Origin of the sequence: Peribacillus sp. TH27 (genome assembly GCF_016650915.1) — a bacterium.
Classification (GTDB): Bacteria; Bacillota; Bacilli; order Bacillales; family DSM-1321; genus Peribacillus; species Peribacillus butanolivorans.
In genome coordinates this window covers 2481930-2493813 of the sequence record NZ_JAEKEV010000002.1, presented here as the reverse complement: position 1 = coordinate 2493813, position 11884 = coordinate 2481930, and the positions used below count along the sequence as shown (strand labels likewise).

The window sequence follows — 11884 nt, the reverse complement described above, 5'->3', positions numbered from 1 at the left end:
TGGCTTTGTAAGAGAATATAGTAAAATGACTAGAAAGCTTTAAAATGGAGGATTAGAACAGATGGATGAGAAAAATCAAGACTTATTAGAATCAGATCTCAGCGTTCAAAATTCCGGGGCTTCCTCTGACACAATTCATAGTGACCTTCTTGCAGCAAAGGAACTTGTTTATAGCCCGTGCAGGTTTGAGTTCTCACAACCACTAATAGAAGCACAAAACGCTGAATATGGAGCCTATATATTCAAGTTGAATACCCTTTCCATTAGATTTCGTGTGGCTAAAATCACACCTACAAAGGTTGGACAATTTGTGACTTTGTGGGAGAGAATTGGGGATGGAGCGATTCAACCATATGACATATCAGATCCAGCTGATTTGTTTGTTATTAGTACTCGCAAAGGTAATAACTTTGGTCAGTTTGTATTTCCAAAAGCGGTTTTATTGGATCAGAATATAGTATCTAATAAAGGTAAAGGTGGTAAACGAGCAATACGCGTTTACCCACCTTGGGACAAGCCTACTAGCCGTCAGGCACAAAAAACTCAGATATGGCAGCTAAAATATTTCATAGAGATACCTATAAATACACCAATAGACTGTGTTCGTGTTCAAATGCTTTACAGTCCAAATCACGCAAGTCAATTAGAAAAATAATTATGGTCTCTATGGATTTGGGAATATGGTACGAAAGAGTTGTTAGCATTTGATGAATTATTATCAGTATCGTTAAACATAGGCATGAATAAAGGAATCTTTTTATCATTTCACGCCAGAAGACTCCCTCTTCAAGCGTGTGAAGGGCGAGAGCCCAACGGTAAGGGGGAGATGAATGGGGGTTGGCATAAGCCAAAGTAATCTTTTGACAAACATACGTTCGATTGTTAATAATAACTATAAGGGGGGTGAAACCAATGGTCGTAAACAAAGCTTATAAATTTCGAATCTATCCAACTAAAGAACAACTAGTTCTAATCAATAAAACGATCGGCTGCTCCCGTTTTGTCTATAACTTCTTTTTAAGCAAACAAAAGGAGAAAGATGCCTACTGGTATATTTGTGAAGAAATGAAGCAGAACGGCCAATTATCCTCTAATGAATGGAAAGGTTCTTTTCTGAATAAATACGCAACAATCAAAGAACTTCCAGCTTTAAAGAAAGAGTATTCTTTCCTGAAAGAAGTAGACAGTATTGCCTTACAGAAATCGGTGGAAAATTTAGCAGATTCCTATAGTCGATATTATAAAAAGCAAAACAAGTCACCACGCTTCAAATCGAAAAAGAATCCTATCCATTCCTACACGACTAAACATACGAATGGAAATATCGGAATGATTGGAAACAAAATCAAATTGCCAAAACTCGGTCTAGTTCGTTTTGCTAAAAGCCGCGAAGTCGAAGGGCGAATCATCAATGCCACAATCAGGCGGAACCCTTCGGGTAGATATTTCATTTCCGTTTTAGCGGAAACCAATGTACAAGTACTTCCTAAAACGAATCGTTCGTGCGGTGTAGATGTTGGCTTGAAGAATTTTGCTATTCTTTCAGATGGTACGGTCTATCAAAACCCAAAATTCTTCCGGACGGTCGAAAAGAAATTGTCCAAAGCACAACGGATTCTTTCAAGGCGACAAGAAATAGCCTTGAATCAAAATAAACCATTGGCTGAAACCAAAAACTATCAAAAACAAAAACGAAAAGTGGCTATCCTACACGAAAAAATTTCAAATGCCCGAATGGATTACTTACATAAAGTTTCTACCGAAATCATCAAAAACCACGATGTGATTGGAATGGAAGACTTGCAAGTGTCGAATGTGATGAAAAATCACAAACTAGCTAAAGCTATTAGTGAAGTGTCTTGGTACCAATTCAAAAAAATGTTGGAATACAAAGCAAAATGGTATGGTAAACAAATCGTGACCGTATCTAAAACGTTTGCTTCTAGCCAATTGTGTTCTAGCTGCGGTTACCAAAATAAAGACGTTAAACATCTGAATCTTCGTGAATGGGATTGTCCTTTTTGTTCTACTCACCACGATCGAGATATTAACGCAGGACTCAATCTAATGAATGAAGCCATAAGGCTTCTAACCGTAGGAACTACGGGGATAGCCTAATTAAAAATTGGCCGATAGGCTAATGTTCTTAGGAATCCCCCACTTCAATCAGACCGTAAGGTCGATAAGTGGTGGGTAGTTCAACGTATACTTACACGAATTTCTAGAGCTTCTTTTTTTTTTTTAGAGGATTTTGATTTCCTGAATCTGAAAGAAGTGAACCGCAGAATGACCCGTAAATTATTTCTTGTATCTTTCATCAGTACGATCTTTTGAAAACCATTTTATCTGTTGATTGCCAAGGCCCCTGCTGTCATTCATTACTCATGTCCAAAGAGAATAATAGACCGTTAGAGGGAAAAAAGACAAGAAAAAGAAGTGTGTATCCTTTATGGGGTATGGGATACATAACATGATAAAGGCTCAGTCTTTTGACTGAGCCTTTCGATTGTATAATTTACGGTGCACTTTTAATCCCCAAAAACCACAGTCAAAGAATTACTTCATATATCTTTAATAGATTTAGATTATTTTGCGGGATCTAACTGAACCGAGAGCTTTCTGAAAGCGAGACTTACAGTAATCATAACAAAGAAATTGACCGCCAAGGCAATGATTCCAACATTCAAATCTTTCGCTGCCTGTGGTAAGGATGGAAACATGGTACCTATGGTTGAATGACTAAGCGTAATGTAGGTTACGATGGCCAATCCGCAGATGATCCCGGCGATTGCTCCATATTTGTTGATGGTATTAGTTTTTTTCAGGCTAAAGAGAAGAGACGGAAATAACTGTGTGATAAGACTGTATCCCATGAGAATTAATGCTGACATCGTTTCCCCGCCGTTTAATGTAAAGTAGACTGCTATTAATGCAATAACAGGAACGAGGAACTTTGCTAATCTTACAACGTTCCGATCGGATACTGTAGGTGCAAATTCCTTATAGACGTTTTTCGCGAGCAGTGTAGCCACACTCATTAAAAGCATGGATCCCGGTACTAATGCGGTCAGCATTCCAGCTCCGCCGATTATGCCTATAAACCATGGATCAAAGGTCTCAATAGAAAGGCGCAGCAATGAGAGGTCTGCATCTGCCCCAACGAGTCCAGGCACTTTCAATATAGCAGTAAATCCTACAAAAAAGACAAATAACAACATGAGCGTATATAACGGACTGATTATAGCATTTTTACGAAATACTTTCCCGCTGCGCGCCGAATAGACAGCGCTGAAAACTTGGGGCCACATGTAAAAACCGAATACAAGCAATATTACCGTGGAGATAAACCATGAAACACTAAGCCCCTGTTCAGGAAGCTTTAGAAAACCAGGCTGGGCTGCATTTACGGCCTCAAACATCGGTTGAAAACCACCAAAGTAATGAATAGGAAGATAAATTCCTAAGAATCCTATAATCACGATCATCATGATATCTTTAATGACTGCTGTCCAAACTGAGCCGTGTATTCCAGAAATCATAACATAAATAGTAAGGCTGATTGCTCCCATCCAGACCGCGGTAGACATTGAAATTGCTCCATAAGATGCTTCTGAAACAATAATCCCTAATCCTTTAAGTTGCACGACAATCACTGGAATCATAGATACCACACCGACAAGTGCTGCCAGAATTCCTAAGCTTGGGCTCTTATACTTGCTTACAAAGAAATCAGATTGAGACATTAGACTATTTTCTTTGGCATATTTCCATATTTCCGGAAGAAGCCAATATGACAATACATAAGACAAAGTAATGTAAATAAGGACGTATAAAGCGGGTGCACCCTTACCATAAGCCCAGCCGCTGCCGCCAAGAAAGGAAAACGTCGTATAAATTTCTCCAGCCATCAATAGAAAGACGAATATAGCACCAAAACCACGGCCTCCAACCGTCCATTGTTCCAAATTCATGTCTTTTCCTTTTGAAGATCGAATACCTAAAAAGATTGATAAAAGTAAAAATCCTAAAATAATTAAGAGGGAAATATTCATTCCTGGTCACCTTCCCGATTTCTGGGGTCCAACTTATACATGATGCCCAAAATAACGGATGTAAGGACCACCCACATAGCCATCCAAAACATATTAAAAGGCATCCCTAATACATAAGGTTCTATTCTGTTAACAAACGGAAGAAATCCTAATATGCCTATAAAAGGAACTAGAGTAAGTATATATATAATCTTCATTAATCCAACCCCTCCATTCTAAGTGAAAAGTCATTCATATCGACTTACAGTACCTTACACTATTTTAATATAAAATTTACTGTGGCTGCATTATATATTTTAGTAGCGCTTCTCTGTGTTAGCAAAATAAATTGAAAAAAAGGAAGGGAGTGTCCCTTCCTTTTAATTCCTGCGACCATGAAAAATAGCTACTTTTTTTTCTGATAATTATAGAGTACGAGTAGAAGAATGAACCAGATTGGCGTCATTAACAGTGAAAGTCGTGTAGCTTCAGCGAATAGCATAACGATTAGGATGAACAGAAATAATCCTAAAATAACGTAATTGATAAAGGGTGTAAAAGGAGCTTTGAATGTAGATTGGGCTCTCAAGTCCGGACGTTTTTTCGTATATTTGATATGTGAAATCAAGATGATGCTCCAAACCCAAATAAAACAGATGGCACTGATTGTAGTTACTATTGTAAAGGCCTGTTCAGGTATCATTTTGCTTAGCAATGCCCCTACGGAGACGACGATTGCCGATGTAACCAAGGCATTACTTGGAACAGCATGTTTATTTAATTTTGCTAATTTTGCAGGAGCATCGTTATTATTGCTTAATGTATAAAGCATACGGCTTGTTGAAAATAAACCGCTGTTGCCGGCAGATGCAGCGGATGTCAGGACAACAAAATTGATAATCCCTGCAGCGATTGGAATGCCGATTAGTGTAAAGACTTCTACGAATGGACTGCTTGATGCATCCAGCTGTGTCCAAGGATTGACGCATAGAATGACGAGTATGGCACCTACATAGAAAAGTAAAATTCGGACCGGGATTTTATTGATGGCTGATGGTATATTTTTTTTCGGGTTAGCTGTTTCTGCTGCAGAAACACCAATTAATTCGACCCCTACAAAGGAGAAGACAACCAATTGTAAAGATAGCAGGAAGCCGGATACGCCGTTCGGAAACATGCCTCCGTGGCTCCAAAGGTTGGTGAGTGAAACGGTTCCTGTATTGGTTTTAAAGCCAATGACTAACAGGATGATGCCTACAATAATCAAGGCAATAATCGTGATGACTTTAATGAGCGCGAACCAGAATTCAAGTTCTCCAAACAATTTAACCGTCAATAGATTCAATCCTAACAGAATGACTAGGCATGCAAGAGCTGGTATCCATTGAGGGATATCGAACCAATATTGCATATAGACACCAACCGCAATGATATCGGCCATGGCTGTCATGATCCAACAGAACCAATAGGTCCATCCGGTTACGAATCCAGCCCACGGCCCGATATATTCGGTAGCGAATTCGGTGAATGACGTATAACCGGCGTTGGATAAAAGTAATTCCCCTAAAGCCCTCATAACAAAAAATAAGGCAATCCCTATAATAAGATAGGAAAAGATAATGGATGGGCCTGCTAATTGGATGGCTTTACCGGATCCAAGAAATAAACCGGTACCAATGGTTCCTCCTATTGCAATTAATTGTATATGGCGATTTTTTAAATCTCTTTTCAATTCCTGTTTAGCCAATTTGAGCATCTCCCGTTGTATATGATCTTAGTCGTGTGGAGCGTTATTCCACATTCCGTGTAGCTCGTTGTTTTCACCTCGCTTATGCCATTGAATGGCAATATCTTGGATTTTGGACAATAAAAAAAGAGATTGGATACTACCAATCTCGTCAGGTTTAAGAATAACAATTCATCATTCGTTACTCTTCTGTCCTTTTGCCTGAGATTGTGAATCCTTCGGCGCTGTACTATGTACAGTCTCTCCAGAAGCTGCTCCTGCTATAGTGTGATCCATAGCATTCAACGCTTGCTAGTATGCGGTTGTAATAAATGTCCGTTTGTAGAAGAATTGAATCTTCCTTCGGTCATTTGTCATTATACTTAAATAACGTCAATATAATATTGGAATTCTATCATTGTTTATTCTATAGGTCAATATGGAAATTGGAAAGTTAGCGAGTAATGTAGTTGGTATATATCAACTCTTTAAAAATAGTGATTGGAAAAGCCATAATGACTGTAGCTGATAGTTAACGGGTACACTTTAAAATCAATACAAAAAACAACAACAAATTTTGTGGTTATCGTTCCTCAGAAAAGTAGACTTCGTTTAAGCCTTAATTTTCCTTTTGGTGATATATATGAACCAAAAAGAAGCTGTAAGGGATGTTACAAACCCCTCGTGTCATTATTGGTATTTCACAATATTGTAGCTTTTCTAGGTGGTTTTTTTCTAAACAATTCATACCATAGAACTGGCATTTTAATCGCGACCGTTTTCCGAATAGTGTGATAATATTTAGGTAAAAAGGTGAAGGGAATTAGGGATGCTATGGCGATAAAGACAGTATCAATTGTTGGATTAGGAGCACTGGGCATTTTATATGGACATCATTTATCAAAGGAAATGCCGAAGAAGAATGTGAGGATTATTGCGGATACAGCTAGAATAAAGAGATATGTCCAGGATGGGGTTTATTGCAATGGTGAGCTTTGTGACTTTCATTATGTAACGCCTGAAGAAATATGCGAGCCTGCAGATTTGATGATTTTTACTGTTAAATTTAGTGGATTGGAAGATGCTATTGAAGCGGTGAAGAATCAAATTGGAAAACAGACGATTATTATTTCTGCTTTGAATGGGATCACAAGTGAAGCGATTATTGGTGAGGCGTATGGAAAGGATAAAGTCTTATATTGTGTTGCGCAAGGTATGGATGCTGTTAAAGAAGAAAATAAGTTGACATACGACCATATGGGCATACTCTGCCTTGGTGAGCGGGAACCTGGATTGGTTTCAGAAAAGGTTCAGCAGGTGGCAGATTTTTTTGAAAAAATGAAGGTCCCATATGAGATAGATACGGATATGTATAAGCGGCAATGGGGGAAATTTATGCTGAATGTTGGTGTTAATCAAACTGTTGCTGTCTATAAAAGTAATTATGGTGAAATTCAACGAAAGGGTCATGCAAGAGAAATGATGATTTCTGCCATGAGAGAGGTTATCGTTCTGTCAGAGAAAGAAGGAATTCATTTAACGGAAAGAGATCTGGATTATTGGTTAAGTGTATTGGATACATTAAGCCCAGAAGGAAAGCCATCCATGGCTCAAGATATCGAAGCTCGACGTTACAGTGAGGTTGAGTTATTTGCAGGTACGGTATTAAAATTAGGTGAGAAATACGGAGTGCCTACACTTGTAAACAAAGAGTTATATGAACGAATTGAATTTCTCGAAAGTCAATATAATTTCAACTAAAGTTTGACTTTTTTCTATGATAACTCCCTCACCTTGCTCTAGAACAAGGCCATTTGAACTGAGCTCAGTCTTTAAAGACTGGGTTTCCTTTGGTTGTGTTAAATTCCCTACTTTATCTTATTAGGGTCATGTTATTTTATTGATTTCTTAAAATACTAATATATCTAATATCACTTTTAGTGATTGAATTTTTTTATACTGTTTAGTGTTTCTTCTAGAAATACATTTGTTTTTTTACAGAATATTTATTATTATAAGATAAGATTATAAATTATGCGATATGAAAAAGAATTGGAACTTTTCAAATCTAATCTAAGTATGGAAAATGAATCAACAGTTGTTTTGATCTAAATTGGGAGTTAATTAGGGGCTAGAAAAAAACTTTAATAACCTTGTACGAAGTATAGTCGCTAATATTACATCTGGAGGAATTAATCATGTCAAACAAAGAATTAAAGAGAGGGCTAGAGGCACGTCATATTCAGATGATCGCTTTGGGCGGTACCATTGGTGTTGGGTTATTTATGGGATCAGCAAGTACGATTAAATGGACTGGACCATCTGTAATGCTAGCTTATGCTATCGCTGGTCTTTTTATATTTTTCATCATGCGTTCTATGGGAGAAATGCTTTATTTAGAGCCTACTACGGGTTCGTTTGCAACATTTGCGAGTAACTATATTCATCCTTTAGCAGGTTATATGACTGCATGGAGTAATTGGTTTCAGTGGGTAATCGTCGGAATGTCCGAGATAATTGCCGTTGGAATGTATATGAAGTATTGGTTCCCAGATTTACCCGCATGGATACCAGGTGTGATTGCCATGGTTATCCTAGGGGCTGCAAACCTCATTTCTGTAAAATCTTTCGGGGAATTTGAATTTTGGTTTGCGCTTATTAAAATTATAACGATTGTACTGATGATTATTGCTGGACTAGGTCTTATCTTTTTCGGATTTGGAAATGGCGGTGATGCAATTGGATTATCAAATCTTTGGGCAAATGGCGGCTTCTTCACCGGGGGCTGGACAGGGTTCTTCTTTGCGCTTTCCCTTGTTGTAGCATCCTATCAGGGCGTTGAACTTATCGGTATCACTGCGGGTGAAGCGAAAAATCCAACGAAGACTGTAACAAAAGCTATCCAAAGCATCATTTGGCGTATTTTAATATTCTATATTGGCGCTATTTTTGTCATCGTGACAGTCTTTCCTTGGAACCAACTAGATGACATCGGTAGTCCGTTTGTTTCAACCTTTGCTAAAATAGGTATTACTGCAGCAGCAGGTATTATTAACTTTGTCGTAATCACAGCGGCGATGTCTGGATGTAATAGTGGGATTTTCAGTGCAGGTCGTATGCTTTACACTCTAGCAATGAACGGTCAAGCTCCTAAAATCTTTGCGAAAGTATCTAAAAATGGAGTGCCAGCTTATTGTACGATTGCTGTCCTTTTAGGTTTAGCAATTGGTGTTGTCTTGAACTACCTTGCACCGCCACAACTATTCCTTTATGTTTACAGTGCTAGTGTTCTACCTGGAATGATTCCATGGTTTGTCTTACTTATTAGTGAGCTTAAATTCAGAAAGGTAAGAGCTGCGGAAATGGAAAACCACCCGTTCAAAATGCCTTTTGCCCCTTACAGCAACTATGCAACAATTGCATTTTTACTGATGGTGCTGGTTGGTATGTGGATTAACCCTAGTACTCGTATTTCCCTGATTGTTGGGGTCGTTTTCCTAGCTATAGTCGTAGCAAGTTATTACATTTTAAAAATGGAGAAGCGAGTACCATTAGAGGCTAAGACCGATGATGATTTCCAGCTAAGAAGCAAGTAAGGATTTAGGGACATCATCTTGTTCAAGGAAATATTAAAATACTATTAATCTACGTTCATCATTCTAGCTATGCTGAGTGTGTTTCACTGTTAGTTTAAATATAATAGATACTAATTAAAGTTGTGCATAAATTGTGGACAAAGCAAAGAGAGGTCTTCATCCCTCAGGCTTTTCCCCCAACTTGTGCATGACTTTTTTTGCGGGAGAAAAGAACACTGGGAGTAAAGGGGAATAATCCAGTGAAATTGAAAACCGATAAGGTATTTTAGAAATATGGGGGATTTATATCCCATTGTGGTCATGGAACCTCCCCACCGTTATGGTTGATTCTAGCAAATCGGTTATTTTGTACAAAGTTGCTTTGATATTATTGCAATAAATCCGAACCTTAAAAGGAATAAAGAAAATCGGGAAACCCATTAATTTGGAACGGTTTATTTTGCACATATAAGCTATTAAAGATTTTTAAGTATAATGTTAAAGGGAAATGATGATATTGTTGAAGCATATAGTTCTAGAAATCGAATGTTTGTTTTTTGGAGCTTAATCCACCTAATTTTTTCAAATTAAAAAGAATATTAATAGTGAATTCCGAAAAAACAATGGGATTATTTATAAAATATAAATGTTTTTCAAGTATTGTGAAATTTAATATAATCCTATATACTAAAAAAAAACTATTTTTCTATATGTAACTGGCGCAACATGGAGTACCATGGGGGAGCATATAGAGTATAAGCCGCGCGCCTGGGCAAACACTTGATTTTTTTAGATCAAGTGTTTTTTATTTTCCTAGGAAGAGGTGTAGGTAGGGATGAGTAATATGCATAGAAAGATGGGGACTTTTGCTTTAACTATGACAGGTATTGGTTCTATTATCGGCTCAGGGTGGTTGTTCGGAGCGTGGAAAGCTGCCCAGATTGCAGGACCAGCAGCTATTTTTTCTTGGATTATCGGTATGGTTGTAATTTTATTTATCGCATTATCTTACGCAGAGCTTGGGGCAATGTTTCCTGAAGCTGGAGGAATGGTTAAGTATCCTCAATACTCGCATGGCTCTTTTATTGGATTTTTAGCTGCGTGGGCAAACTGGATATCTATCGCTTCGACTATTACCGTTGAGGCCATTGCTTCAGTACAATATATGAGTACGTGGCCTTGGGAATGGGCCAGATGGACTCATTCTTTAGTTGATAACAATATCTTAACGATCAAAGGATTATTCATAGCTTCTTTACTACTATTGTTCTATTTCTTCGTCAACTATTGGACAGTTAACCTTTTTGCTAAGGCAAATTCATTTATTACTATTTTTAAATTAATTGTTCCAGGTGTAATGGCAGGATCGTTATTTTTTGCTGGATTTCATGGTGAAAACTTTACAAGTTCTCAAGGGATCGCACCATATGGTTGGGCAAGCGTTTTAACAGCAGTAGCTACTTCTGGTATCGTGTTTGCGTTTAATGGATTTCAAAGTCCCGTTAATATGGCAGGAGAAGCTAAGTCTCCGAATAAGTCTATACCTATTGCTGTTATTGGGTCTATTCTAATTGCAGGTTTTATATACGTTATATTACAAGTTGTGTTTATCGGTGCAGTTGATCCGTCTATGATCGTGAACGGATGGAGTCATCTGAATTTCAATTCACCTTTTGCTGATTTGGCAATTGCTCTTAGTCTTAACTGGTTAGCGATTGTATTGTATGTAGATGCATTTGTATCACCGTCTGGTACAGGTGCTACTTATACAACGACAACTTCGCGTATGCTTTATGGAATGCAGAAAAATGGGTACTTACCGAATATCTTTGGTACATTACATCCACTTTATGGTGTTCCTCGTCCAGCGATGTTATTAAACTTAGGAGTATGTTTTATCTTTTTATTTTTATTCCGCGGATGGGGCGTACTTGCTGAAGTGATTTCAGTTGCTACACTTATTTCGTATATCATGGGGCCAGTTGCATTGGCAACATTAAGACGTACAGCTTCTCATTTTAATCGTCCATTTTACTTAAAAGGTGCTTCTATTATTGCACCATGTGGATTTGTTTTTGCATCGCTTACTTTATATTGGGCGCGTTGGCCATTAACAGGAGAAGTGGTTTTCATCATTGCCATTGGACTTCCTATTTACTTTTATTATCAAGCGAAAAATAAATGGAATGGATTCAAAAAACAATTTTTATCAGGTGTTTGGATGCTTCTTTACTTAGGTTGTATGATTTTGATTTCTTATATTGGAAGTGAGAAGTTCGGCGGAAAAAATATTCTTACTTTTGGCTGGGATATGGTGGTCATCGCATGTCTAGCACTTGGCTTCTATTGTTGGGGAGTTAAAAGCGGGATTAAAACAGAATACATGGCTGAGGCTGAAAAAATTAACAAAGAATTTTTCAATAAATAACTTTTAGTGTAGACATCGCTATATGAGTAGAATGAAAACATGGTTACTTTATGACCATGTTTTTTTTAGTGCTGGCGATTGGAAGGGTATTCCTATTAATGGGCATGGAAAATTTTATAGTTAA

The 11884-nt window shown here is 37.7% G+C and carries 8 protein-coding genes and 2 riboswitches; of the genes, 5 read left to right on the top strand and 3 right to left on the bottom strand.

Annotated features, from left to right (window positions below):
• The first annotated feature begins 61 nt into the window (after nucleotides 1-61).
• Together JFU24_RS13440 and tnpB are read left to right on the top strand one after the other, a co-directional pair.
• On the top strand, nucleotides 62-655 hold the full coding sequence (locus JFU24_RS13440) for a MepB family protein (protein WP_201250095.1): 594 nt from the start codon (nucleotides 62-64) through the stop codon (nucleotides 653-655).
• 257 nt (nucleotides 656-912) lie between these two features.
• A complete protein-coding gene (gene tnpB / locus JFU24_RS13435) occupies nucleotides 913-2118 on the top strand; it encodes an IS200/IS605 family element RNA-guided endonuclease TnpB (protein ID WP_201250094.1) in 1206 nt (401 codons plus the stop codon).
• Between the two features lie 467 nt (nucleotides 2119-2585).
• Here the strand turns inward: tnpB and JFU24_RS13430 are convergent, their stop codons facing one another.
• The 3 genes from JFU24_RS13430 to JFU24_RS13420 all read right to left on the bottom strand — a co-directional run bounded on the left by JFU24_RS13430 (nucleotide 2586) and on the right by JFU24_RS13420 (nucleotide 5778).
• The gene (locus JFU24_RS13430) at nucleotides 2586-4052 is read right to left on the bottom strand and encodes a sodium:solute symporter family protein (protein ID WP_201250093.1); all 1467 of its coding nucleotides are present in this window, start codon (nucleotides 4050-4052) and stop codon (nucleotides 2586-2588) included.
• Nucleotides 4049-4249, bottom strand: a complete 201-nt coding sequence (locus tag JFU24_RS13425; protein WP_053344391.1) for a DUF3311 domain-containing protein — start codon at nucleotides 4247-4249, stop codon at nucleotides 4049-4051. The genes JFU24_RS13430 and JFU24_RS13425 overlap by 4 nt, the downstream gene beginning before the upstream one ends.
• Before the next feature lie 188 nt (nucleotides 4250-4437).
• The gene (locus JFU24_RS13420) at nucleotides 4438-5778 is read right to left on the bottom strand and encodes an amino acid permease (RefSeq protein ID WP_201250092.1); all 1341 of its coding nucleotides are present in this window, start codon (nucleotides 5776-5778) and stop codon (nucleotides 4438-4440) included.
• A gap of 179 nt (nucleotides 5779-5957) precedes the next feature.
• A riboswitch (glycine riboswitch) is annotated at nucleotides 5958-6036 on the bottom strand.
• Nucleotides 6037-6591: 555 nt separating this feature from the next.
• On the opposite strand from JFU24_RS13420, the gene JFU24_RS13415 reads away from it, so the two are divergent.
• The 3 genes from JFU24_RS13415 to JFU24_RS13405 all read left to right on the top strand — a co-directional run bounded on the left by JFU24_RS13415 (nucleotide 6592) and on the right by JFU24_RS13405 (nucleotide 11760).
• Nucleotides 6592-7518, top strand: coding sequence for a ketopantoate reductase family protein (locus JFU24_RS13415; protein ID WP_201182990.1), 927 nt, complete (start codon nucleotides 6592-6594; stop codon nucleotides 7516-7518).
• A gap of 437 nt (nucleotides 7519-7955) precedes the next feature.
• Nucleotides 7956-9353, top strand: coding sequence for an amino acid permease (locus tag JFU24_RS13410; RefSeq protein ID WP_201250091.1), 1398 nt, complete (start codon nucleotides 7956-7958; stop codon nucleotides 9351-9353).
• 681 nt (nucleotides 9354-10034) lie between these two features.
• A riboswitch (ZMP/ZTP riboswitch) is annotated at nucleotides 10035-10113 on the top strand.
• Nucleotides 10114-10167: 54 nt separating this feature from the next.
• Complete coding sequence (locus JFU24_RS13405; RefSeq protein WP_201250090.1) at nucleotides 10168-11760, top strand: APC family permease; 1593 nt, start codon at nucleotides 10168-10170, stop codon at nucleotides 11758-11760.
• Nucleotides 11761-11884: the final 124 nt, after the last annotated feature.

Bases quoted from the DNA above. Each gene is read 5' to 3' on its own strand.
- JFU24_RS13410 (WP_201250091.1), top strand. From the start codon at position 7,956: ATGTCAAACAAAGAATTAAAGAGAGGGCTAGAGGCACGTCATATTCAG.
- JFU24_RS13425 (WP_053344391.1), bottom strand. From the start codon at position 4,249: ATGAAGATTATATATATACTTACTCTAGTTCCTTTTATAGGCATATTA.
- JFU24_RS13415 (WP_201182990.1), top strand. From the start codon at position 6,592: ATGGCGATAAAGACAGTATCAATTGTTGGATTAGGAGCACTGGGCATT.
- JFU24_RS13405 (WP_201250090.1), top strand. From the start codon at position 10,168: ATGAGTAATATGCATAGAAAGATGGGGACTTTTGCTTTAACTATGACA.
- JFU24_RS13430 (WP_201250093.1), bottom strand. From the start codon at position 4,052: ATGAATATTTCCCTCTTAATTATTTTAGGATTTTTACTTTTATCAATC.
- JFU24_RS13440 (WP_201250095.1), top strand. From the start codon at position 62: ATGGATGAGAAAAATCAAGACTTATTAGAATCAGATCTCAGCGTTCAA.
- tnpB (WP_201250094.1), top strand. From the start codon at position 913: ATGGTCGTAAACAAAGCTTATAAATTTCGAATCTATCCAACTAAAGAA.